Source organism: Bacillus sp. ok061, assembly GCF_900108285.1.
Lineage (GTDB): Bacteria > Bacillota > Bacilli > Bacillales > Bacillaceae_G > Bacillus_A > Bacillus_A thuringiensis_S.
Window position 1 is genome coordinate 1 of the sequence record NZ_FNUW01000048.1, and the last position, 25,291, is coordinate 25,291.

A 25,291-nucleotide genomic window follows, 5' to 3' on the forward strand; every position below is an offset into this window, starting at 1 on the left:
GCTGAAATAGGAGATATTACTCGCTTTAACAATAACAAGCAACTCAATGCATTTGCTGGTATTAATATACGCCGTTTTCAATCAGGTAAAACCATTTTTTAAGATAAAATCAATAAACGTGGAAATAAACATTTGCGGAAGCTCCTTTTCCTCATCATCAAGAACATGATTAAACAACGACGTTACGGACAAAATCACATTGCTGAGTATTACGATAAATTAAAAACGCAACCCTATAACAAATGTCATAAAGTTGCGTCCATTGCATGTGTAAACAAGTTCTTGAAGCTCCTCTTTCACCTTATTACACATGATATACACTATGATTATCGGTTAACGGCCTAATATCATAGTTTCATTCATCATATCTCACCCCTAGTAAAAAAACGAGTATATATTAGGGGATCTTTGGTATGCATGATAACAAGTATTTGTTCCTTCTGATATTTACTCCATTAAAAACCTAAAAATACAGGTTGACTAATCGTAAGAAAAGACACCCTAAGGTGCCTTCCTTGGACTTGAACAATCTTATTATACTAGATATTAAATAATATTTATTTTTCTATATGAACAAATTTAACTTTATTTGAATCTACCTTTGCGTTAAAAACTTTAACTTTCACAGAATAAGTACCTTCCTCCAGAGAATTTATAGGAGCTGAAAATGATTGGAGAGTTGAATTATTGGAAAGAGTGGCACTTGTTACATACGATAAGTCACCTCGTAAATTATAAAACTCAAATTCTACACGGCTTGATTGATGTTTGTTAGATGAACTTAAATCAGCGATCCCAGTAATAGTATTGTAATAAGGAGAATATTTTATTGGATTCCCATTACTAAGCCAAAACACACTTTTAATTACGGATGATTTTTCATTGTTAACTTGTGCGGATACTGTATTTTGAACAGGACTATGAACTGCACTAAAAGCCAAAAACCCTAAACTCATTACCGGAATAAGAATACTTTTTTTCATCTCAACTACTCCTTTAATTTTATTTCCAACAATCCTATAATACATATACCTATCTAAAATGTAAATATTCAACACATTAATTGGAATATAAAATTCTCGAAATAATATGGTGAGTTCTGGTGCAAAAAGATACTATTTTACTGAATACGTGGTTGTGCTTCAGCATCAAAGAAATGTACATGATCCATTTTAAATACCAAATGCATAGCTTCACCTGTTTAATAATCATTACGTGTATTTAAACTTACAATGAAGGATTGGTGGCTCTGGTGCAAAATACGAAGCCTCTTGCAAGTAATCTCCTAAACTTGGATATACTGATACTAGTACTTAAAAAAGAACAGATTGATTTACGGTACCAAATATATGCATTTTACTCTTTTTTGCAAAAAAACTTACTACTTCCACGGTGTTTCTGTTTTATGTTTAATAATCTGCAATACTAAGGGCACAATATCCTTTAACCTTTCTTCCTTTGAACGGTTGCTTTTAGGGGTTCCTCCATTTTGTTCACCTTCAATTTGTAGGTCAATTTGTGTGTTTGAAATCACATTCATCACTTGTTGTTTAGAAACATTTTTATCTGCTCCACTCTCTAAAACAGTATTACCTTTAGCTAATTCTTGTTTTAATTCTGTTGCACTAATCTTTAACAAAGAGAATAGTTTTGCATCGTTTAAATAGAAATCAGCAGTATAATCAGGATTCACATTTGTAAAAAAAAAACGTCTACTTTAATATTTGGAGGTGTAGGTTCTCCTTGTAATACTGGTTCAATTTCTTCAGAGTTTGAGGCTTTTGTTGTTACTGAATCATCTTTTCTTTTTGAGCTGCATAGGTACTACCAGCTCCTATTAATAAGGCTGTTAAAATACCTAGTGTCGTTAATAATTTCGCGTTAAATTTTTCCATATCATTTCCTTCTTTCCGTGTTTTAACATATGTTACAAGTACAAATATAATTGGATCCTGTAAAGATGAGATGCAGATGATATAAAGCTGAAATGAATTTTTCGCCACAAATTGTATACCTAGTAGGGATAAGGCAACATGCCCATCAACTTAAGAAACTTTATTACCCCAAAGTATCAAAAAAAACGTTATTCTTTCTAAATAAGCCAAATATCACCGAAAAATAAAGTTTAGTAAAATGTATTACTATGACCCGTTTTTACACGTATCTTGGCTGAATCCCAAGTGTACGTGAATTTTGAATACGATTACTGCTCTTTAAACAGATAACCTTTCAAAATGAAGTTATACTTAAAAATTCAAATAGTGTATTTAAGTAAAAAATAATATTGACAACTGAATCCACGAATTTTTTATAGATATTACGGATAGTATTCATTTATTTGCTAACGATCCCTATGAGTTTGCGTTGAAATTTAAGCGTGAAATATATGCGAAAACACGGATCGAATGCACAATAGGAATTGGCCCTAACCCTTTAATGAGCAAAGTAGCTTTAGATATTGAAGCAAAGAAGAATCACAACGGAATTGCTTATTGGAAATATGAAGATGTCCCAACAAAATTATGGAGCATACGACCGCTTAATAAATTTTGGGACATTTCGTACAAAACGGAAGAAAAGTTGAATCGAAAAGGGATACATTCTATAGGAGATTTAGCCAATTACCCTCTTAAATACTTAAAACAGAGCTTCGGTAAGATTGGGGAAGAATTGGTGCGCCCGTAAGGGGTATGTTTGAATCTGTCGATAGCAAGACAGCAGGATATATTGCAACGCCTGTCATCACCTAACTTATCCGGGAAGGAAACTAAACGGGGATTACCTAAATCAGGAAGCCCATAGGGCTATAGTTTTCTGGAACTTGAATACCTGACATGGTAACGGAGTTATCGTAGTAGTCAGAGATAGGGAAAGCCTATTACAAGGCAAAGGGGAACAGCTTATCCAGCTATATACACGATGGAAGGAGCGTGAGGCTCATGAGAAATCCAGATGATGTATTAGGCAGTCTAGTAACAAAGTCTAACAATAAAAACTATAAATATAATCGGCTTTACAGAAATCTATACAATCCAGCCTTTTATCTAAAAGCCTACACAAATATCAGCTCTAATCAAGGAAATATGACAAAAGGGACTGATGGAAAAAACATCGATGGCTTCAGTTTGGAGAAAATAAATATCCTAATAGAATCGCTAAAAAATGAGAGTTATCAACCACACCCCTCCAAGCGGGTCTTCATACCTAAAAAGAATGGCTCAAAGCGTCCATTAGGTATACCAACATTCAAGGATAAACTTCTACAAGAAGTTATTCGAATGATACTCGAAGCGATATATGAAATGAGTTTTAAGGAAAGCTCTCACGGTTTTCGTCCCAAACGGAGCTGTCATACGGCTTTACAGAAAGTACGTAAAACTTTCACTGGGGTGAAATGGTTCGTTGAAGGGGATATTAGTGGTTTTTTCGACAATATCGACCACCACACACTTATAGCATTACTAAGAAGGCAGATAACTGATGAGAAATTTATTCGCCTAATATGGAAATTTCTACGAGCAGGATACCTAGAAGAATGGAAGTATCGAGGTAGCTATAGTGGCACCCCACAAGGGGGAATCATCAGCCCACTTTTATCTAACGTGTATCTAACAGAATTAGATACTTTTATGGAAGAGTACCAAAAAGAGTTTTCTAAAGGAGCAAAAAGGAAAACTACAAAAGCCTACAAACGTCAGGAATACCTAACATACAAACACAGAAAACAACTAAAGGAAAACTGGGGACAGCTCACGGAACAAGAAAAGAAGCAAGGAATTATAAAATATAAATCCTTGAAAGAAGAGTTGCTTAAAACTCCTTTTGGAGACCCCATGGATGACTCATACAAAAGAATTCAATATGTCAGATACGCGGATGACTTTCTTGTGGGGATAATTGGTAACAAAGCGGATGCGGTAAAAGTTAAAGAAGATCTAACAAACTTCTTAAGAGACAAGCTAAAACTTGAATTGTCACAAGAAAAAACACTAATCACACATAGCTCAAAAAAAGCAAGATTCTTAGGATATAACATCACAGTAAATAGAATGCCAGTTACTAAACGTGATAAAATGGATTTCTAACCAGACACAAAATTATGAGATGTAAACTGTATCTTCCTTCGGAAAAATGGATTGAAAAGCTCAAACAATATGGAGCTCTACGCATCATGGCAGATGGGAAATGGAGAATATGGCATCGCACTTATCTCCTAAATAATGACGAACTAGAAATATTAAACACGTACAATGCGGAGATAAGAGGACTATATAACTATTACAGTCTTGCAGAAAACGTTTGTACACTCCAAAGCTTCCACTACTTTATGAAATATAGTTTCGTCAAAACTCTAGCTGCAAAACATAAAACATCTGTAGCTAAAGTAATGACAAAATATAAAGTTAAGGGAGATTTAGCTATTCAATATCAAACAAAATCCGAGAAAAGAATCAGTTACTTTTACCACGATGGATTTCGAAGAAAAGACAAGATTATGAATATAGTTCAAGACAATCTACCAAATTCACAACTATGGTGGCGTAATAGCTTAATCAATAGATTGTACGCTAACAAATGTGAATGGTGTGGAAAAAGTGATGCACCTTTAGAAATGCATCATGTTAAAAAATTGAAAGACTTGGAAGGCAAAAAGCTGTGGGAAAAGAAAATGATAGCAAGGAAAAGGAAAACCTTAGCATTATGTACAGGGTGTCACCAAGACCTACACAGTGGAAAGCTAGATGGATAAGTGGAAAGCCGTATACATCGAGAGATGTACGTACGGTTTGGAGGAAAGCACACGAAAATCTAACATAGCAATATGTCAAGACGTTGGGTGCTTATCCTACTACTTACATAGCTATGGAATTGACTTTAGTCGCATTTCATAAAAATATGTTCCTGCCACAACTTCTGTTGGGAAAAGCCAAATACTCATGCGCGATTACACAATAGAAGAATTTCCAATTATTCTACTGGAACATATTGAAGAAGTTTGTTATCGCCTTAGAAGACAAAATAAACTTGCTCAAACCGTTCATTTTTCAGTTGGTTATAGCAAAAGTTATAACGGTGGTATTAGAAAAACACATACTTTAAATCGTCAAACTAACCTAACAATGGATATTTATAATATCTGTACATACATTTTACATCAACAATATACTGGAGAACCCATTCACAGCATAAGCATTTCTCTAACGAACCTAATCCAAGAAGGAGAGGAACAAATTTCTCTTTTTGATAACATAACGCAGCGAGAACAAGAAGTAAAATTAACAAAAGTAATGGATGAAATACGCACAAGGTTTGGGAAGAACAGCATTTTGCGGGGGATTTCCTACACGCATAGCGCGATAGCTAGATACAGAAACACACTACTAATAGGGGGACACAAATCGTTAACAATGCTAATATTCCAAAAGAGCGCGGGATGGTCAAGTGGGCTCCGTTAGCCTCATTAACACCGCAATTTGACGGAATACATGAAATGATTAAAGAACAACACAAAATAAACCGTCCGATTTTAACAACTGAAGAAAAAGAACGAATTGAAAACATGTTGTTATGTTCCTTATTATCTGAAGAAGAAATACTAATTACATATTATGAAGGTGGTTATTTGCTCTCTAACTATATGACTGTTGTTGATATTGATCCATTAAATAATGATGTTATATGTACCGATGCTTTTTATAACAAGATAAAACTGCAATTTTATAATATAATAGATGCAAAATAGAATATATTTACGTAAGTACATTTAAACCATTTGAGGGCAGTTATATTTACTAGGACGAACTTTAATGTATTCCTGAACATCATCTAAGCAAGAGCGAGTAGCTAATATGGAAGATCTTTTATTACCTTTACGCGTCACTTTTACTTTCCTCTGACGGAAGTTTATACTAGATATAGTAAAGACTAGCTACCTCAGAAACTCGAAGCCCAGTGCCTAAAATGAGGCTTATAATGGCTATATCTCTTTCTTTATCACGCTGAAAGAAACTATATTTTTGTGGTGATATATCTTTCAACATTTCTCCGTAATCATTTGCTAAAAATTGAAGAAAGGCTACATCATCCTTTTCATTAAATATCATGCTTGCAACGTCATCTGCTCTTGCAGCTGCATCTACTTTCTCCTTATGAAGCTCAATTTTCTCCATAACATTACATTAGATGTAATTTTCTCCTTTTTCATTTTCTGTATTCTGAGCTAAATACTTGAATAGTGATTTTAAAGCAGAGAAAGTTCTGTTAATAGCTCTTGTTTCAATACATTCTCCTTGGAGGTATCTTTGAAAAGTTCTAGCTTCATTTAATGGTAAATTTTCTAGTGTTGTAATTGGTACATCACATATATTTGTGACCACCTTGCCGTTTTCAACAGCTAATCGATTATTTATAAGCCATTTTAGAAACTTTTCAAATTCAGTAATGTAAGCATACAATGTAGCGGGGGCGAGGGCTGTTTTCATTTCTGCATACTCTATGATATACCAGGGCATTTTACTTTTATGTTTATCTATAAGTAGTTTAAACTTTTCTTTTTCTCGGTTGCTCATGTTGTACACCTCAAATCAAATAATATAAATTAATATGTAAACCAATACTTAAACCGATATTTAAACTAACCATTCGAATTTTTGAGCTAGAATGCTATTTTAATAAACAACTTGATTACATATATGGATACCATACTAGTTTTTGAAAAAGAAGAGAGGTATTAATATATAATTGATACCTCTACTATACTCAATTCTACTTCCCTTTTACCTTAAATATACAAAGACATGAAAGTCTAAACTTTCATTTTTGGGACTTGCTTGGGCCAAGAAAATCCAAACTAAAATTTTATAGATTTACAGAACTAAATACATGTAATCTTGTGTGAACGTATAGGTTTAAATACTACGTTACTTTTATTTATAAAAAAGGCATCCTAAGATGCCTATCTATTCTGTAACAAATTTAAATACATAGTACATAAAAAATAGACAAGATAGATAGGCTAGCCTGCCAGCAATTGATTCTCTCATAAATTTCATAAGTATGACTTTGACAAGCAACGCTAAGAATAACGGTATAAATAGTACCATAGCAAGTTTAATTACTATGTCATTTATTGTTGGATTAAATGGTTCAAAATTAATTATAATATTCACTTACCCTTCTACTATTAATTTATTTATATAATATAATTATATAAATAAAATCACTGCAAAGATACTATAAAGTTCCTTCCTCCAACTGAACCACCTTAATTTTAAACGGTTCTTGCGCAAATATAGGACACATTTCAAGGAACAATCAGGATTCCTACTGAAATTGTTCTTTTTTATCATATGCATGGCTTCTATTCCTATATGATATTACCCTATATAACAAAAAAAGCACGGCTATGATTTGTAGGAGCATTGAAAATGTTCTATCGTACTAAATTCACTTTCATAAATAGAACATATAATAAAAGACCTTGCTACACAAAATAGCAAGGTCTAGATATAGTAAAATGAGAAACTTTGATATTTATAGGTACTTTTATTTAAATTCATTTCCACAAAATAACATGTAAAAAACTAAAAAAGCAAAAAGGACTCTTTTTTAGTTTTTCTAGCTTCCCAACACAAATTTGAAAAAAGATTTCAAGCTATCCTTCATTATCTTTAAATTTTCCTCTTAAATTCTTCTCAAAGATAACCCTATTATCTTCCATCTTATTATAAGTTTGAAATAAAGCTTCTCTTTTCTTTTTTCTTACCCTTGGTTCTGGAGGATAACATGACGGACATTTTGCAGCCCCTTCATGTCTAGCTTTGACCATTGCTTTATATTCATGTCCACACTTACCACAAACCCACCATGCTCTTTCGTTACATCTGGTAGATGTCTCCTCAGGTGTTGTTACACCATATACTTCTTTATTCTTTGTGGGATGCCATTCTTTTGCTATTTCTGGGTTATGAAGAGCAATTGACTGTTGATACTTTTCACACGTTCTACATCCCTTACCATTTTTCACTCTTAAATTTATTTTTTCTCTCCATATATGACCTTCTTTACAAACCCACATTACTTCTTCATTTGAAGTATAAATTGCCTCATATGGATTTCGGACTTTCTGCCGATAACATGTGTCAAAGATACAAAACTCCTTTGCTATCTCTGGATACATTGTTGCTAATGAGTTGTCTTTGCAAACTTTCTTATTTGAACAGTACGGACACACAGTTTTATCATGAAGTCTATTTCTAACAGACCCCTTCCACATATCCACCATCTAACATTCCAATTCTCTTCGTCAATCATCTCATTATCAGGTGTTACATCTGCATTTCTTTTGAAATTCCATTGCTTAGATAAACCTGGATCAATATCTCTAAGTGACTTAGCTTCTATTTTATTAACATTGTTTAATTTATCTAGCTGCTGCTTTTTCTTCATACACTTTGGGCAAAGCTCATCTTCAACTTTCAGCCTATCACTTGGAGTTGATCCCCAAACATGCCCCTCGGAGCACTCCCACCAAATATATTCGTAACTTCCATATGTAATATCTTCAGGATTTAAGTGATCATTCTTGGTAGGATGCCATTCACTTAACAGCTTCTTAAAAAGACTCGTATTTATAAGTAAATTAATCATAGTATTCTCACCTCTACTTTTCTGATTCAATCCACCATTTGTCTGCGTTCAATTCTTCTGTAGTCATCTCATACTCATCTAATTTAACAATTGCATTTTCCCTATTAAGAAAGCAAGGCTTTACAAATATAGAAGCATTTCTATAACTATAACTTTCACCTATATACGCTTCAATTTTAGAAATTTCTAGCTTATAAACATATAATGGATGTGAATATATTTGTCCAACTTTAAAAGTTTTATCCGAAGAAATCTCTTCAACTTTCACTTTACTTGAAGGACTATGGAAATGACTATCCCACATTACGCTTCACCCTAACTTTAAATTTATTTAATTCTATTGTATGAGAATATTCACACGTACAATTAGACAAAAGGTATGATTTTCTCATTGTTTTCATATATTATAATAATATTAAATTTAATATATTACTTGCTAAGTAGTTTAGAGTTTCTTGTCCTATGTTCAAAAGTTTTAGACTTTCATGTCCTGTTATTAAGACATGAAAGTACCTACAAAATTTATAATAATGGCTATTTATCAAAGATTCTTCATAAGTTTTTAGTTTAGACTTTTATGTCTTTCTACAACAAGGACATGAATGACCATACCCTATAGATTTAACATAGTTATACTGAATCGTCATAGACTTAGAATCTCCAATAATTTGAGATTTTGTCGTTTAGTCCCCATATCTCCTTGCTCCTAACCTGTATAATTGTATTATTATCTTTTAAATTAAGCATTAATTCTATTGGTGTTAGTGTTACAGATTCATTGGCTCCAATAATATGTAGTATTGTTTTTCCAACAACTACGGGTTTGAACCCTTCTCCGGTTTTCAAATACCCACTGTCGCCTTCTTCCTAATTTGGCTTTGAAGACTCACATCGAATACTTCTAGCCTCTTCAAAGTTGCGTTCGATTTTATAAACGCCTGTGGTTCACCATTTGCGTCTAGATGGCCTGCTAAAATGACATCTATGGTGTCTTTCTATGAACTGCTGTAACAATTCCTTTCAAGCCGTCTTATGTTTCTACAATTAACCCAGGGAAACTTGTTTCCATAGTTAATGCATCTGCGTCATTAATAGAATACTTAATGTGAGGGAAAAGATTTCTTTGATACTTGCTCAATGAATGCTTCCTTTGTATCTCCTGTTACAACAAAAGTAGTTGGTGTTAATGATAAAGTTACTGATTTCAAAATAATTACCCTTGTTTTATAGTAGTTTTTAATAGTATTTCTGTTGTCAACTGCTCGTTAAATTACTATTTAACGAATAGTTTTAAGCTCGCGAGTTAAACTACACTTGCTATTTTAGAAAATAGTAAAAATCCTGGAAGTGAGCGGTCTAAAAATTTGCTAAATTATATAAAACATTCAAATTATGTAAGTATTATTTTTATGCTATACTTTTATTGAGTTTTTAATTAACTGAATTTTCTGCATTTATTTGAGAAATGGTATATGATGAATTTAGTCTTATCTAATTTCTGTTATGATATTTATTAAGATATAACATATATATGGGATGAGGAGGATACTATGAACGTTTCAGTTAAGGGGAACGAGAAGATTACACAACTTTTAAATGAATGGTATATAGAAATCCGTGCAAGAAGGATTGGTCAAGCGTATAGGTTAAAGGAAGAGATTGATAAGAAGATTAATAACATAACAGAAGATCAAAATCTACTATTATATTATTCCCTTCTAGACTTCCGCTTCCAATACATTGTAGATAATTTAGGTGTCTCTGCAAGTAGCTTTGATAAGGTTGAAGCGTTTGAGATTCCAACAAACAACTTTTTAACTTATTACTACCATTTCTTTAAAGCTATTCATGCTTCTGGTATTGGTAACTACACAATTGCAAAAGAGCATTTTGACAAGGCTGAATCTCTTCTCGAATTAGTCCCAGATGAGATTGAAAAAGCTGAGTTTTACTACAAATTAGGTGCTTTTCATTATGACATATACGAAGCACTTAACTCGGTTAAATATACTACAAAGGCAAAAGAGATTTTTGAGAAACATGAAAGTTACGAACGAAACGTTGGATTCTGCGAGAACCTTCTTGGAACTGCGTGTACAAAGCTAAGAGAATGGGCTTTATCAGAAGAACATCTTATTAAAGCTATGGATATTTTCAAGAAGCTTGATGAAGAAAAGTATGCCCTAATGGTTAGACATAACTTAGGATATATGTATTCTAGTCAGAACTTATCTCCATTAGCAATCAGATATTTATCAGAAGTGACTACTTATAATCCTAGACACCATAAAGCTTTATTCCTGCAAGCTAGAGAGTATTACAAGTTAGATGAACTTGATATTTCAAAAGATTTAGCTGATAAAGGGTATAGTATTTGTGTTGAATTAGGAAATAGCGAATATAAACACCTATTTGCAATTTTAAAATGTCTTATCTCAAATGTCTCTGGAGAGGATTTGGAAAAGACTGCACTTGAAGGAATATCTTACTTTGAAGGCGAATCACTATATGAATACATAGAAGAAAGCCAAGAGTATCTGGCTATTAAATTCTATGAAGAAGGAAGCCACATTAAATCAAGTGAATACTTCTATCTAGCCTCGAAGACACGACAAAAAATCAAAGAAAGGGAGTCCTTAAAATGAAAAAACTAGTATTAGGATTAATGGGTGTTTTAACGGCCTTAACTTTGACAATGGGCATTTCCTCTGACAAGGGTAACAATGAATCTGTGACACCTGTTATTATGATGATGGAACATGGAGATCATGGTGGTTGAGAAGTAATGTACACAAAATAAATACTAACTTAAAGGGAAGAAATCACTCTTCCCTTTTTATATTGTTTGAATTTTTATATGCTATCATTTCTTAAAAGATTTCTATGGAAACATCATGCTATACTTAGCTTTATGAGGAAGGAGTTTTCAATTTGTCTAATATAATTAATAGTTATAAAAAAGAACTAAGTTCAATTTCACACTCGCTAGTACCTAGTCAATTGCTAGATTCCAAATATGAAGTATATTATTAATAACCTTATAACAGAAGCAGAAAAAGAAGGAAAAGATTCTAGTGTCCATTTTAATGATTTAGATATGATTTATCATTTTATTCATCTTATAAAGAGACTAAAAATTTCTTATTCAAGAATCATTAATTACAAATAATTAAATTTATCAATTATAAAAAATATTTTCCTGTTTTTTTTATTTTTAAAAAGTATCCACTTAGGTGTCTCTGTTTAAAAAAGTACCCATTCTCTTGTCTCAATATGTGGACAAGAAAATGGGTACTAAATGAACTCCCCCCCCCCGTTGATAATTCAGCATTTTAAACTATGAAATAAGTTACTACTTTCATGTCTTTTTACACCTATCTTAGAAAGTGTACAAGGACATATTAACTAGACTTATAATGTATATTTTGAGGTAAAGGACTCTTTAAATTAATTAAGAGTCCTTTTTGTTATTTAGAAGTGAAATTTGAGTTGAAATGTATTCATTTTAGATTGGTGATATTTAATCCACTCTTCAGTTGTCATATTAGAATTTTCAGCAAACTTTTTTTTTGCGTATTTATATACAGTTCTATTTGTTTCTTTAAAGCCGTATAAGTTAATGCCACCGGTGGTTTCACCGATAAAATTAAACTCTTTGTGTTCATCAGGATAAAAATTAAAAGCGATTTGATGGATAGTAGTGTCAATTACGTAATCTTCAAAGAGAATATAAGAATGAAGTCCGAAGGCTCCATTTTGATACATGTTCTTAAAGATATGTTGATCATGGAATTCATGATGATAATAGCCTTGCACAAAGGATAATCTATTCTTAGATATTTCATTGGATTCCAATAACAAATAGTAAAGTAAAACACTTGCGTAAATACATAAACCACCTTTTTTAAGAAAAGAGGATACTAGGTTGTGATCTTCATATAAAGCAGCGTGAGTTAATTTTGTTAGATAAAGAATTGGTTTTATAGTTTGTGAGGTAAAGAAATTTATTGTATGCAATGTAAGATTTTAATATCAAAAAACATAATAATCGAGCTATATTCTAGACAAAATAAGAACCCTCCTACAATAAGGAGGGTTCTTAATTTTCATATAAGTGAATCCGATTTTATGAGTTAAAAAAATGAATGTTGTCTGTTATACCCCTATAACTCTAACATTATTATACTAATGTATATAACGGAAATCAATACTATAATAATAGGTATATTTACCCTACTCTTCTTCGTTTTTATGACCATAATATCATAAAAGTAATATCTAAAAATATATAGTTATATAGTTTTAATTGTTATATACTTATACATGTGATTTAGCTCTTTTTACGAGTTGAAATTAAGTTATATAAGGAGTGGTTTGAATGAAGAACAAGTTTATGCGTATGATCATGTTAATGGTGATAATGGCTTTATCAGTTACAGCACTTGCAGCATGTGGAAATAATCGTAATCCTGAAGAAGTTGCTACAGCATATTTCGAAGATGCAAAAGAAGGAAATGTAAAAGATTTTGGAGAATTATTCACTCCTGAAGCAAAGAAAATCGTTGCTTTTGTGGGCGGAAATGCAGAACTAATAAAATCAGTTAGCAAGGATCTTAAAAGCTACAAAATTCGAAAAGTTGAAGAGAAAAATGAAATTGCTACAGTAACTGTTGATGCTGTATATAAAGGTGATCCTAAAAAAGTAATCGTAATTGGACTAGAGAAAACGGATGATGGTTGGAAAATTAGTAAATCATAAAAAAACGACCTAGAATTCTAGCCGTTTTTTAGTTCCCTCAATCTTCTTCGAACTCACGTAGACTAGCAAGTAATTCTGTAAATGTTGAGCAAACAGGATATATTGCTTCCTCTATGTTTTCTTCCTCATGATCCCAGAATACGATTGTAGGTGAATCAGTGTTGTTTCGATAATCAAAGCATAGAAGATTGCCAAATGGATCTCTAGCAAAAGGATATATTTTGTCAGGTAATCTATCTTTCGTATTATTATATGTTTCTAGAACTGAATATTTTCTATCAGAATCTAAGGTTAAAAGATTATTAATTGAATTTTTAACTTGATTTGGAATATTAAATGTATCTGGCGTTGGATATCCACCATCATATTTTTTTACGCACTCAATAAAATCATTAGGAAATTTAATATTTAAGTATTGTTCTAGTTGTTTAATTTGGTCATCTGTTACTCTTTTTTCATTTACATTAATCCATGTAATGTGACTCATGGCTAAGTACCTCCTTATTTATCGCTATCTTTTCCCCATATTTTATATCCACCTGTATGACCAGGATCATGATGAGTCTGATAATCTACAAGTTGCATCCTTCCAGTGTCTTGATGATGATGCCATGTATAATGCTCTGGGGTTTTTCCTATTTTAAATAATTGAATTTCTTCATCCGTAAATTTTAAAGCTAAATCAGGGTTTTCCATTATTTGTTCATATAACGCCTTACTGCACTTTCTAGACTGTGTTGTTCTAGACTTTTTGAAATCTGCCTCTTTTAACATGATCTCGCCTTTGGATTCAAAAATAGGAAACCCTTCAGCATCATACGGAATACCTGTGACAGGGTGTTTATCTCCTACTAAGTCCCCTTTCCGCAAACGAATTGTTTTTGGCCCATTCGCACCCTCATAAGTATACGTAGCTGCTTTTTGTAAATATTTTTGTGCACTACCTACACCAGCATATGAAAGATGATTACCAGCTTTAAATTCATAGTTATTTAATATGTGTAATGCATTTCTGTATACCGGAGAATTAATTACAAGTGATTTCCCTTTGCCAATTCCTGTAATAGCAGATACCTTCCCTACTTGTCCTGCTTTACTAAGACCTTTATCACCCAGAAGCCCGAGTCCTAACGTTGCTACACCATAAGCTACATAATGCTCCCTACTTTCCATATCTCCATTCCAAAGATTGTTTACAAATGAATCTGATAGAGCATTCAATGCAGCAGGAATAGTTTCATCATAGTTTACAATCGCATCTCGCATATTTAACCAGGTTTCTTTATCACCTAAGGATATGAGTCCTTCCCACGCATCCACTGCACCATCTACAAAACCGGTAGAAATACCAGTCCATGCATCAATTAGATCCTTCTTTTCTTTTTCCTAAGCTTTCTCGGAATCAGATTTAGGCGAAATCTGGCCACACATTGCACCTTCCTCAATATCTCCATCGACTTCTCGGAACTTAACAGCTGCACGTTCAAGTTCTTCTGCGATTTTATCTAATTCTTGAAGAACATTAAACATCATTGGTTTTGTATCATTAAACATATGATAGAACCGATTACTCGTTGCTCCGCTCCATTGAGAAGCGATGTATTCTGTTTGTTGATATAAATCTTTATGTATATATTCTAATGATTATCGCGTATTTTTTACGGTTTTAGCGGCTTGTTCTAGTTGTTCAGGTGTTACCTTAATCTGAGTATCCATTCCATTCCTTCTTTGCTTATATATTAAGAAAATTATAACATATCACTTATTTATATACAGTTATTACTCAAAAATTACAGACAATCAAGCCACCTATTCTTCTGTCAGAGGTTGCTACTATTGAAAATTAATATAAAAAATACGACCTCCACTAAGGTCGTATTTTTGTTCAATATTATTAAACATTATTTTACCTATGACGTTATAAACATAGCGAGTATTCTTTTGTGTTTTGTAATAAATAAGAAAAAACTATTTTTTCTCTCTTTTAATTTTTTGAGGTGCATCAAACTTACAGAAAAATTGACCCAAAAATAAAAATATGTTATCGTTACAGTAGAACATATATATATATATAATGCATATTTAATGTATATAAAGTATAGTACTTAACTGAATTGCATAAACTAAAAAGACAGGATGCTGGAAACATCCCGTCCAATATGTAACTGTCGCTGTAAGGTGGTTGGTTGCAAGTTTTTAGTTATTTTCTTTTTGAACCACCTTTAGTCTTGCCGGACGCGGTGGTTCTTTTACGTTTATTATTACTTTTAACTAACTTATTTGCATAAGCAGTTGCATACGTCGTTACGAATACTGTTATGAATAGCTTCGTAGCATCTTGTAATAATTGAAGTAAAAAATGCATATCGGTTACTATCTACATTATACCATAACCCCTACTGTATTAGGATATTATTAAAGTAACCCTTTTAATTTTCATAGTAGCTTTAAATTTGAAAAAGAAGTTTTTTAGTATGTAAACTAATATCGCTTATTAACTAGTTTACTATAATATAAATATGTATACTTAATGTTTTCTTGTTCATAATTTATTTTCTATGTTTTATATCAAATTACTTTCTTCTATTAAGTACTTTTCATATTACTAGGTAATAAAATATCTCGTTTTACAAAAATATCAATATAATTGAATGTGAATCTTTTTCTCTTATAATTAATTCCCTTCTTTTGTAATAATAGCGATTTTGTCTAAATAAATAAAAAAAACGACCTTTCAAATTCGTTTGTAACCTATTCAGATGAAGCGGTTAATATGAATGTTCTTACAGAAAGTAAATCGTCTGTAAAGAGAAAATAACCCCCTTAAAACGAGTTATGGTTTTTGGGGGTTATTTTCTCTAAAAATTCTATTCTTCTATGTCTTCTTTTACTTCTGCGGTTAAAATGTCTTCAGCAAACTTCTTAAAGCCATTGTACCCTTTCTTTTCAGCCTTTTTCTTTATTGCTTCTAATACCTTTTCATCAAGGTATAAACTTAAATGCTGCTTTTTTTCTTTCGACTCCTCTTTTGATCTATTTTCAATTCTTTCTTTGAAAATTTCCAAATCGGATTTTAAGTACAATCGTTCAGTTGATTTCCCTTTTGCAATCTCTTTAAAAGGCAATATCCCGTCTTTAGCTGCATTATGAACGTATGTCTTAGATTTGTTTAGAAATTCAGCAGCTTCTTTTAATGTTAAACAATCTTTGTATAATTCCTCTAGCTTTTTTACATCCTCTTTTTCAAAGCAATATCCACCATCTGCTTTCCAGGTAGCCAGATTAATAGGTTCGATGTGTTTATACTTAATTAAATAGCCTAATTAATTTTTTGTTAGACCTACCCGATCGCATACCTCTTCTAAAGATAAATAGCTCATATCTCACCTCATTCGAAACTTTCACTCTAGCTGTTCTTTAAATTTTCTTAGTTGATACTTTGTTAAACCGGTTTCTTTTACTACATCTGTGATTGAGTACTCCTTATACTGCAAATACTTAAATGGATTTTCCATATAACGTTCTCACACCTTATTAAATGTACTCTTTTTCGATAAAGAATTCAATTGATCTCCTTTTTCTCGGATGGAATCAAAAATGGAGCAACCTTTACAATGTTTGTAGTTTCTCTGTTTTGCCTGTTCTTGCTCATCTGTACAATTCACTGATAGGTTGTTCAGAGGGCAAATTGAACAATGAGTACTTTCTAATTTATGAATTTCATGTAAAATTTTCAGACGAAGATGAGTCAAAAAAATCTCCTCCTACCGCATTTGGATTGAAATGTACAAAAAAACAATTTAATATTTCCATTATACATTACCTAAACAGAAACGTTAAATTTCAAGGTAAAAATATTATTTTAATCATTTAAGTTTATACCACGATAAATAACGGATTTATTGTGGTATAATTAGAATCATAAAAATTTATATAAAAATTTTTGTTTAATATTTCATTCTATAAAAGGTTGTGTTTAAATTTGAATATCATAAATTACGAACATAATAACCAAATTGTAAAATCAAAATCAGATTTTTTTGATAGCAGTCATTTTGAAAACATTATGGGGTTAGGTATCCGTAATATTGACTATTCGCAATTAAGCGAAGAATCATTGGTTTATCTATTTTTACACGATGAGCCATCTTTAACGAAAAAAAGAAGTGAGCGAACCAAACAACAGTATCTGCACGATCTTTCTCATTTTCTTCGTTACATAAAAGAATCAATTGGAACCATCCAGAAATTATCCCATAACGAGATGGAAATCTACTTCTATGAATTAAGTAAGACATATGCTGCGACTACATTACGTAAAAAGAAAACAGTAGTTCAGCAGTTTTTAAAATATGTGTATGATAACAACGGACTCTCAGACAACTTTAGTAGTCGCCTTAAAAAAGTATCCGTAAAAAAAGAAGAGCTAGTCAATCGTGACCTTTACCCAGAAGAAGTTAACCAGATATTAGATGAACTGAAAAAATCCAACTATTTTATTTACACTGCATTTTTCCTGTTAACTACAACAGGACTACGAATCGAAGAAATCGCAACTGCTAAATGGGCAGATTTGGTCTTTCATTCATCTTTAAATGCATATCTACTTCGTGTAGTTGGTAAAGGGAATAAAAGTAGGGAAGTTCGCATCTTTGAAGATACATTGGATGCTTTATGCCATGTTCGAAGTTTACGTAAACAAACAACAGAACTAGACGCTTCTAGTACCTCCGCTTTTCTCCCTAAAGCTGATGGATCAAATTATCGAGCAGACTATCTATCTTCAGTTGTGGCAAAAAAAATAGAAGAAATAAATTTAGATTTTCTGCGCTACCGACAGGATAGAATTACTCCTCACACTTGTAGGCATTTCATGGCTAATTACTTAATGGAAAAAGGTGTTGAACTCAAAAAAATAAGGGACTATTTAGGGCATGAATCTATCATGACTACGGAACGTTATTTAAGAGAGCGTACAAGACGTCAAAACTTGGCCACAATAGATATAGGAAATTCATTATTTTAGTAAGTATATATAATAGGAAGAAACTCGATTTATTGTTTCGATTTCTTCCTGTTTTTTTGCTCATAGAACTCTAAATATTTCTCTATCATCATAACATTTAAACTAATTATTACAAAGAAAATTAAATTATGACTTATTATTAGTCATTAGGACACAATTTACCTTTTCTGTTTTACACTAATTTTATAAATCAGAAAGGAAAAGGTGATGATATGTCCCATCTAAGCAAACGACTTGCTGAATTGAGAAAAAAACAAGGATATACCCAATCCGATATATCACATCGCCTAAACATTGCCCGCACTACTTATGCAAATTGGGAATATGGGAAAGCTGATCCTGATGCAGATTCCATCATGAATCTTGCTGAAATACATAACGTCTCCATAGATGAACTCTTCGGGCGAAATGCACCTCTAGAAAGTAAATTAGAATTAATTAAAGTAGCAATATCCGATTTACCTCCACAAAAACAGCAAGAAGTGTTAGAGGTTCTTATTGACTACACCTACTTCATAAAAAAGCATTTTGCCAAATGAATGTAAAATTATTTTTCAGCATATTTTATATGATACGTGAGTTAAGTGCACTTGTTTAATATTAGCCTGTAAAAAGGGGCTACACATTTTCAATGCCCCGCCCTCGCGGAATAATCATTGGAAACCCTTGTGTTATCAGTAGATTTGATAACACAGGGTTTTTTGCAATCTTACTAACAATATAGTTTGAAATTTTGATTTCGTATTAGCTATCAGTTTGTGAATATTTCACAAACTTTTCTTGTATTTCGAATTTGATATTTAGGAAATATCCCTAAAAACAACAAATGCGATTGCCTCCTATGAGACAATCGCATTCTAATTATTTAAAGGTTAACCCATTCCACTTCCAGGGTCACCCATTCTAGCTAATAATTGTTCTGAATCTTTTTTTACTAAATTGTTTGGTTGCTCTTTACTACCAACAACAGTGTAAACAATTCCTGCTGCTAAAACAATACTTGTTACTACAAATAATAATTTCTTCATATAGCACCACCCTCGTATATTATACCATTTTTATTAAATTCTACCACTATTTTTTTAGGGAATCTACAATAGAACCTATTACCAGCACACTCTAGTAACACAATCGACTTTTCAATTAATGAAATATCATTCTTTGCTATTCCTAAATAACAATATTGCATCGGAGTTAGCATCCCATTTTTCTTTTCTAAATCACTCAGGATCTTAACTGCATTTTTGTAATTCCCCTTAATGATTTCTAAAAAAGACTTTTCTGCAGAATGATATATAACTATATTCTCTAATTCTTGCTTATTTACTAACTTAATGAAAGCATATGTGTTAAGAATTGATAGCTTTCTATGCTTTTCCCTTTCAAAATTACATGCTCCCAACTGCTTCAGTGCCTTTTTCATATACCAAGATGCACTATCATAGCAATCGAAAGTATATGACTCTGCTATATATGCAAGTGCGGATGCCCTTAAAAGATGGAAACAATCTTTAGAGTCATCTATTGCTAAAATCTCCTGACACAAACTCCTACACATTTCAAGATTATCTTGTACTAAATAGGCATATGCTAATCCTTCTTTAATCCTGCCTAGATAAGATGACCTAATAAAACTGTCAGTAATTGCATCTACATCTGGAAGTAACATTTCAGCATATTTGAACAGAGAATTATAGTTTTCTAAATCATACATAGTGTAGTAAGTTAATATACCACATAAGACCTTCATCTCGTTTGTCTTAATTATCTTACTACCTTTATGATCTTCAAGCTTAGATAATAATTCCTGCTTTTTAATTGTCCCATTACTTCTAAGTAATACCAATTCATATACATAAGCCCATTCCCTATTCATTGCAAGTGAAGACTTTCTTTCCTGTTCTACTAATAGCTTAAGAAGTGATAAATCACCTTTTGCATTGGCGTATTCCATAGCAATTCTTAAGTTCTTCTTGCTTGTTGTGACAGAACAGAAGGTGTGTAACATCTTTCGTTGTTTATTAATATCACCCGCATACAATAGCTTCAATAATTTAATTATATTCCAAAATCCAAATTGATTTTTCCCTGTTAAATTCTTCGAAAGCGTTCCTGAAGAAATTCCAATTATTTTAGCGATATCCTCTTGATTTTTCCTTTGGAAATCAATCTCATCAATAATTTTACTCAAGAATTTGTTTAATGTTTGTTCTGAAATTTTATCTTCTCTCTTAAGTGTTTCATTCATAAAATTCTCCCTTCTAAAAAAACAAGAATTCCTCAATATCCCTCAGTATATTTATAAAACCCAATATCATTATATCTGATTCTAATATAAGCGTATCGAAAAAAATGTCGTTTTTTGTCGATATAAGAAGATAATTAATTATGCAATTATGCATAATTGTAAGGCAATACAAACTAAAAGGACTCGAATAAATCGAATCCTTTTTTCTCTATTTCTTAACTTCAGCCCATTTATAGTTAAATTCTCCACCAAAATCATTTGTCACAATACCTTTTATAGAAGAGCGCTGTAAATACGATCTTCCTTGCTGGAATAAAGGCGCTACTGCCCCGTCTTCTAATAATATTTTCTCTGCTCGTTTCAATGTCTCCCAACGTGCATTTTCATCACCAGCTAAGTCTGTTTTCACTTGATGAATTAGTTCATCATATTGTTTATTTGAATACTTATCAAAGTTATATGTACTATCTGTAGTAAACAAATCTAAAAATGTAATCGGATCAGGAATATCGGGCCCCCATACATCAACACCTAAATCATAATCACTATTTAGAAGCAACTGAATTTGCTGTTTGCGTGGCTGTGGTTTAACATGGACTGTTAATCCCTCTAAATTCTTTTCTAGTTCACCTTTGAAATACTCCGCATTTTTCTTGGCTATTGCATTATCACTTGTTAGCATTTCTAGTGTTATCTGTTCTTTTTTTAGTTCTTGTCTTGCTTTTTTCCAGCTCTCTTTCGCTGCATTTACATCATCTTTTACTAAATCCCCATTTTCTTTTCGGAAGTCTTTTCCGTCAGATCCTTTAGCAAAATTAGCTGGTATAAAACCAACTGCAGGAAGGGAACCATTGTTTAACACTGTATCTACAAAAGCTTTCTTATTCATTGCTTGACTAATTGCCAAACGAGCATGTTTATTTTTTAGTACCTCATTTTTTTGATTCATACGTAAAAACTGCATAGTTACTTCAGGTCGTTCTTTGAAATCAGAACTATTTTTATATTTATCTACAAACTCACCTGTTAGTCCTACACGGTCAATTTGACCTGACTCATATAAATTTATCTCTGTTGATTTATCTTTAACAATATCAAAGTTAATTTTGTCTAATTTTACAGCTTTAGCATCCCAATAATTCGGATTCTTTTTCAACTGAAAACCTTGTTCATGCTTCCAATTATCCAGAGTAAACGCTCCGTTATAAACCAATTGATTTGCTTCTAAGCCATACTGCTTTCCTTGTGATTCAAAATATTTCTCGTTAATAGGTAAAAATGTTGCAAACGTTGTCAAATCAATGAAATAAGGGACAGGCTGCTCTAATTGCACCTCAAATGTTATATCATCAATTGCTTTTACCCCTAGCTGATCTACAGGTAGCTCTTTACTATTAATTTGCTTTGCATTTTTTATATCAAAGAATAGAAATGCATATTCCGAGGCTGTATTAGGGTTCACAGCACGTTTCCAAGAGAATACAAAGTCTGCAGCTGTTACAGGTGTTCCATCCGACCATTTTGAATCTCTAAGATGGAATGTGTATGTTTTTTTATCTTCACTCACTTCATAAGATTTTGCCACACCCGGAATTAATTTGTTATCTTCTCCTAGTATGTACAGACCTTCAAACACATTCCGCATTACATTCATTGATTCACTATCCGTTGCCTTCGTTACATCCATTGTTGGGATCTCCGCTATATACGGTAAACTAATGGACTGTTTTGTTTCATTCTTGTCAATTGCTTTTGCATTATTTTTTGCTTCTTTATCTTCACTACTACAAGCTGTTAGTAGCAGACTGGCTCCTATAATAGAAGCTACAATCGATGTAACTTTTTTAAGCATCTTACTTTCTTCCTCTCCATATTTACGGTTTAATTAATCAAATTATCTATATATTTAACTTTATGGACCATACGGATATAGAGTCTCTTTCTCTAATAGTATTCAGGCGTCTTAAGTATCATATACGTAATATCTAAACATTAAACCTCTTATTACTTTACCATTAAAACCGTAGCATTCTAGAGATTATTATGTCAATCACTAAAATTTATTTTAAATTAAGTATCATTCTATTAAAAAATAGCCTGATTATATCTTTTAAAATTAGGTGTACCGCTAGCATTTCGGAAAAAATCACGCTAAACAAAAAATAAAATAAGCCATCCATTTGGACAGCTCATTTACATAATTATCGATTTTTATTTATCACAGACTACATAAACTTTAGATTAATTTCTCTGTAGCAATTTTAATGTTCTATACATTGAATCAAAGAAATGATGAATATCTTCTTTTTCAATTACCCAATCGCAACTCGCATCATCAGTTAAATCTGCGCGCGTTTTTCGCCAAGGGTACTCCATATGTGTTAAGTCTTCTAAAAATTTCGCTTCAAATTTACTATATTTATCCCATATCCAATGTAATATACTCAACTGATCAGATGTTAAACCTAAATCATGGATAGATACATTAAAATCCTTATCAATTCTCTTCGAACCATATGATTTATAGCGATGGTATAAATCAGGAATTACCGGACCATGTTGCCATGCTTGGAAATTATCTTCAAATAAATCGTGTCCAGTGAAAGCGTGGCTCCATCCTTGAGCAAAATACATTAATTTCTGTAGTTTTAAAGGAGAAACTCTTAAATCGTCTTCATCTTTCTCATTAAATTCTTGCCCTTTTATAATAAAAAACTTCTCTACTGATTCTATAGAAGTCATTTGCCATTCATCATCTATATTTTCTATATTTAATAAAGTAAGCCTATCATCTAATCCCTTTAATAACTCACCCGATTTTACTGTATCTAATAAAAAAGATAACCTTTCTTCAAGTGCTTTTTTAGGTTTATCTTCAAGTTCATCACGATAATTATCAAATGCTCGTTTCATCGCGCGTGGATCTAAATATGTTTTAAAATGAGTATCATGTTTTTTCGTCTGTAAACTTCCATGTTCATATCGAGAGATAGTAGCCGGGCTCCATCCAATTAATTTAGCCATTACACGCGTACTAACCTGATAAAGTTCCTTACGAACATAATAAAAATCTTCTGCTTTTAGCATATCTTTCTTTTCCTGATATTTACGATAAATCTTATTATAGTTTCTATCTGTTAATTCATCGTTATCTGTGTACTGTCCACATTTAGTACACTCATAACGTTCAGCATCATATATGATAGTTTCACCATGCAATTCAACTTTATCTTTAACAATTTTATGTTCAACCGGAGTTCGTTCAAAACAATGAACACAGAATTTTAATTGTAAAGTCATATCATTTTCCTCCTGTTTTTCATGCCCCCTCATGATTACTTGAGGGGGTATGTGATTGTACGATCTGGTTCATGAAAAGAAACACAACAGGTAAAAGGACCCTCATTGTCTTCAATAAAACTAAACTTAATATAAACTTCCATCGTTTTATTTCCAGTAACAACCTTTCCAAATTCCCACATATCACTACTTCGCAATCGTGGGGGAACATTACTGCTACCATTTGGATTTGGTCCTCTGTAATAATCTTCATAAGTTAGTTCTTCTTCAACAATCCGTCTTACATCTGCGGGTCTAAATCCTAATTCCAACAAAGTAGCTTCATTCTTATCTCTTTGTGCTAAAAGGATAAAATGGTCATTTCCCCGATTAATGCAATCAACAATCTTCTTTAAAATATCTTCAACCTGGGCCTGTGTAGCTCCGTTGAATGCTGCCAATAAAACCACATCCAATATTAAGACTAGTGTTCTCAGTCATACAATAATTTATTCAAGGATAACACTTTTTGTTATCCATTAATAACATTTTATCACAAATTATAAACATTTGATATAAAAACAGAGCAAAACAATAAAAAATAATTACTTAATTTTTTCGTTCTATGGACTTATACATTTTTTATACATCTCTATTATGGCGCGGTTTTTGGTTTCTCGTTTGTTACTGAATTAGCCAAAAAACTATATAAAATCTTGCATACTTATAATACTAAACCTTTAAATACAAAAACAGTATAGTTGTGGTTGTAAAAGCACTTGCGGAAACAAGTGCTTTTACTCTGTAACATTTTAATAGGGACAAGCATTTAGTTAAAGTATGGGGCAACCCTCTGTTGTTTCATATTCACTCATGATTAACTCCTTATCAGATTAAGAGCATCTATTAGCGTAGGAGCTCTTTTTTTAATATGCAATACACTTCGTTTGTAAAATGTACTATTCAATGTCACAAAGAAAAGCCATCAATATGAAGTGCACCCCAATTGTTAGACACAGCCTAACAATTGGAGGTGCATTTTTTATGGCTAAATTTTCTTCAAAAGAAAAAATCCAAGCGGTGAAACGATATTTAGATGGTACAGAAAGTGGAAAAACAATTGCTAAATCTATAGGAGTTAACCCTAGCGTACTTCGTGAGTGGATTAGACGATATGAGTCTTCAGGTGAAAAGGCCTTTGAAAAGTGCTATACATTCTACCCAGCCCAGTATAAACTAGATGTACTTTATTATATGAATGAACACGGGACATCTATCAGAGAAACAGCGGCACTTTTCAATATACCGTCTTATGAAACACTTCGGAAAT

22 protein-coding genes and 8 pseudogenes are annotated in these 25,291 nt (G+C 32.2%); 11 read left to right on the forward strand and 19 right to left on the reverse strand.

Features of this window, described 5'->3' with window-relative positions:
* Positions 1–345, forward strand: a pseudogene (locus C4S65_RS31965) (transposase); the annotation flags it as partial.
* A 212-nt stretch (positions 346–557) separates the two neighbouring features.
* Here C4S65_RS31965 and C4S65_RS31970 read toward each other — a convergent pair.
* Entirely contained in the window at positions 558–983 is a 426-nt protein-coding gene (locus tag C4S65_RS31970) for a hypothetical protein (protein WP_103945826.1), read from the reverse strand.
* Between the two features lie 398 nt (positions 984–1,381).
* Positions 1,382–1,639 (reverse strand): hypothetical protein, encoded by a 258-nt coding sequence (locus C4S65_RS31980; protein WP_219814122.1) that lies wholly within the window; start codon positions 1,637–1,639, stop codon positions 1,382–1,384.
* Positions 1,640–2,301: 662 nt separating this feature from the next.
* On the opposite strand from C4S65_RS31980, the pseudogene C4S65_RS31990 reads away from it, so the two are divergent.
* The 4 genes and pseudogenes from C4S65_RS31990 to C4S65_RS32005 form a co-directional block, all read left to right on the forward strand.
* Positions 2,302–2,673: pseudogene (locus C4S65_RS31990) on the forward strand (DNA repair protein); the annotation flags it as partial.
* Positions 2,674–2,939: 266 nt separating this feature from the next.
* Positions 2,940–4,750 (forward strand): annotated as a pseudogene (locus C4S65_RS31995) (reverse transcriptase domain-containing protein).
* Positions 4,751–4,850: 100 nt separating this feature from the next.
* Positions 4,851–5,456, forward strand: a pseudogene (locus C4S65_RS32000) (DNA repair protein); the annotation flags it as partial.
* Positions 5,435–5,743 (forward strand): YolD-like family protein, encoded by a 309-nt coding sequence (locus C4S65_RS32005; RefSeq protein ID WP_103945829.1) that lies wholly within the window; start codon positions 5,435–5,437, stop codon positions 5,741–5,743. The pseudogene C4S65_RS32000 and the gene C4S65_RS32005, both read left to right, overlap by 22 nt.
* 30 nt (positions 5,744–5,773) lie before the next feature.
* Here the strand turns inward: C4S65_RS32005 and xerS are convergent.
* The 6 genes and pseudogenes from xerS to C4S65_RS32030 all read right to left on the reverse strand — a co-directional run.
* A pseudogene (xerS, locus tag C4S65_RS32010) lies at positions 5,774–6,569 on the reverse strand (tyrosine recombinase XerS); the annotation flags it as partial.
* Between the two features lie 390 nt (positions 6,570–6,959).
* The gene (locus tag C4S65_RS35530; protein WP_103945830.1) at positions 6,960–7,169 is read right to left on the reverse strand and encodes a hypothetical protein; all 210 of its coding nucleotides are present in this window, start codon (positions 7,167–7,169) and stop codon (positions 6,960–6,962) included.
* Between the two features lie 485 nt (positions 7,170–7,654).
* Positions 7,655–8,275, reverse strand: coding sequence for a zinc-ribbon domain-containing protein (locus tag C4S65_RS35535; RefSeq protein ID WP_258043908.1), 621 nt, complete (start codon positions 8,273–8,275; stop codon positions 7,655–7,657).
* Positions 8,185–8,649: a zinc-ribbon domain-containing protein gene (locus tag C4S65_RS35540; RefSeq protein WP_258043907.1), complete on the reverse strand. Its 465-nt coding sequence runs from the start codon at positions 8,647–8,649 to the stop codon at positions 8,185–8,187. Before C4S65_RS35540 ends, C4S65_RS35535 begins: the two co-directional genes overlap by 91 nt.
* A 13-nt stretch (positions 8,650–8,662) precedes the next feature.
* Entirely contained in the window at positions 8,663–8,953 is a 291-nt protein-coding gene (locus tag C4S65_RS32025; protein WP_103945831.1) for a hypothetical protein, read from the reverse strand.
* A gap of 347 nt (positions 8,954–9,300) precedes the next feature.
* Positions 9,301–9,495, reverse strand: coding sequence for a hypothetical protein (locus C4S65_RS32030; protein WP_103945832.1), 195 nt, complete (start codon positions 9,493–9,495; stop codon positions 9,301–9,303).
* 704 nt (positions 9,496–10,199) lie between these two features.
* On the opposite strand from C4S65_RS32030, the gene C4S65_RS32035 reads away from it, so the two are divergent.
* Complete coding sequence (locus C4S65_RS32035; protein WP_103945833.1) at positions 10,200–11,294, forward strand: Rap family tetratricopeptide repeat protein; 1,095 nt, start codon at positions 10,200–10,202, stop codon at positions 11,292–11,294.
* The gene (locus C4S65_RS34760) at positions 11,291–11,428 is read left to right on the forward strand and encodes a hypothetical protein (protein WP_181032165.1); all 138 of its coding nucleotides are present in this window, start codon (positions 11,291–11,293) and stop codon (positions 11,426–11,428) included. Before C4S65_RS32035 ends, C4S65_RS34760 begins: the two co-directional genes overlap by 4 nt.
* A gap of 692 nt (positions 11,429–12,120) precedes the next feature.
* On the opposite strand, the gene C4S65_RS34955 is transcribed toward C4S65_RS34760, so the two are convergent.
* Complete coding sequence (locus C4S65_RS34955; protein WP_219814123.1) at positions 12,121–12,465, reverse strand: hypothetical protein; 345 nt, start codon at positions 12,463–12,465, stop codon at positions 12,121–12,123.
* A 562-nt stretch (positions 12,466–13,027) separates the two neighbouring features.
* Here C4S65_RS34955 and C4S65_RS32050 point away from each other — a divergent pair.
* Positions 13,028–13,408: a DUF4878 domain-containing protein gene (locus C4S65_RS32050; protein WP_103945834.1), complete on the forward strand. Its 381-nt coding sequence runs from the start codon at positions 13,028–13,030 to the stop codon at positions 13,406–13,408.
* A 37-nt stretch (positions 13,409–13,445) separates the two neighbouring features.
* Here the strand turns inward: C4S65_RS32050 and C4S65_RS32055 are convergent, their stop codons facing one another.
* The 5 genes and pseudogenes from C4S65_RS32055 to C4S65_RS34960 form a co-directional block, all read right to left on the reverse strand.
* Complete coding sequence (locus tag C4S65_RS32055; RefSeq protein WP_103945835.1) at positions 13,446–13,895, reverse strand: SMI1/KNR4 family protein; 450 nt, start codon at positions 13,893–13,895, stop codon at positions 13,446–13,448.
* Between the two features lie 14 nt (positions 13,896–13,909).
* A pseudogene (locus tag C4S65_RS32060) lies at positions 13,910–15,124 on the reverse strand (WXG100 family type VII secretion target).
* Between the two features lie 484 nt (positions 15,125–15,608).
* Positions 15,609–15,773: a hypothetical protein gene (locus C4S65_RS34765; RefSeq protein ID WP_181032167.1), complete on the reverse strand. Its 165-nt coding sequence runs from the start codon at positions 15,771–15,773 to the stop codon at positions 15,609–15,611.
* Positions 15,774–16,275: 502 nt separating this feature from the next.
* Positions 16,276–16,788 (reverse strand): annotated as a pseudogene (locus tag C4S65_RS32065) (helix-turn-helix domain-containing protein).
* 21 nt (positions 16,789–16,809) lie between these two features.
* Positions 16,810–17,160: pseudogene (locus C4S65_RS34960) on the reverse strand (transposase).
* Between the two features lie 230 nt (positions 17,161–17,390).
* Between C4S65_RS34960 and C4S65_RS32075 the strand changes: the two are divergent.
* Positions 17,391–18,434 (forward strand): tyrosine-type recombinase/integrase, encoded by a 1,044-nt coding sequence (locus tag C4S65_RS32075; RefSeq protein WP_103945837.1) that lies wholly within the window; start codon positions 17,391–17,393, stop codon positions 18,432–18,434.
* Between the two features lie 212 nt (positions 18,435–18,646).
* On the forward strand, positions 18,647–18,973 hold the full coding sequence (locus C4S65_RS32080) for a helix-turn-helix transcriptional regulator (protein WP_000019020.1): 327 nt from the start codon (positions 18,647–18,649) through the stop codon (positions 18,971–18,973).
* A gap of 333 nt (positions 18,974–19,306) precedes the next feature.
* On the opposite strand, the gene C4S65_RS34770 is transcribed toward C4S65_RS32080, so the two are convergent.
* From C4S65_RS34770 to C4S65_RS32100, 5 genes are all read right to left on the reverse strand, one after another.
* Entirely contained in the window at positions 19,307–19,462 is a 156-nt protein-coding gene (locus tag C4S65_RS34770) for a hypothetical protein (protein WP_000734602.1), read from the reverse strand.
* Positions 19,459–20,682, reverse strand: coding sequence for an AimR family lysis-lysogeny pheromone receptor (locus tag C4S65_RS32085; protein WP_098587548.1), 1,224 nt, complete (start codon positions 20,680–20,682; stop codon positions 19,459–19,461). Before C4S65_RS32085 ends, C4S65_RS34770 begins: the two co-directional genes overlap by 4 nt.
* A gap of 208 nt (positions 20,683–20,890) precedes the next feature.
* Positions 20,891–22,534 carry a peptide ABC transporter substrate-binding protein gene (locus tag C4S65_RS32090; protein WP_103945838.1) on the reverse strand — a complete coding sequence of 548 codons (1,644 nt, stop codon included), beginning with the start codon at positions 22,532–22,534 and terminating at the stop codon, positions 20,891–20,893.
* Positions 22,535–22,923: 389 nt separating this feature from the next.
* On the reverse strand, positions 22,924–23,982 hold the full coding sequence (locus C4S65_RS32095; protein WP_000174967.1) for a type II toxin-antitoxin system antitoxin SocA domain-containing protein: 1,059 nt from the start codon (positions 23,980–23,982) through the stop codon (positions 22,924–22,926).
* A 35-nt stretch (positions 23,983–24,017) separates the two neighbouring features.
* The gene (locus C4S65_RS32100; protein ID WP_258043909.1) at positions 24,018–24,431 is read right to left on the reverse strand and encodes a type II toxin-antitoxin system MqsR family toxin; all 414 of its coding nucleotides are present in this window, start codon (positions 24,429–24,431) and stop codon (positions 24,018–24,020) included.
* A gap of 574 nt (positions 24,432–25,005) precedes the next feature.
* On the opposite strand from C4S65_RS32100, the gene C4S65_RS32105 reads away from it, so the two are divergent.
* A partial coding sequence (locus C4S65_RS32105; RefSeq protein ID WP_142391563.1) for a helix-turn-helix domain-containing protein occupies positions 25,006–25,291 on the forward strand: 286 nt, incomplete at its 3' end.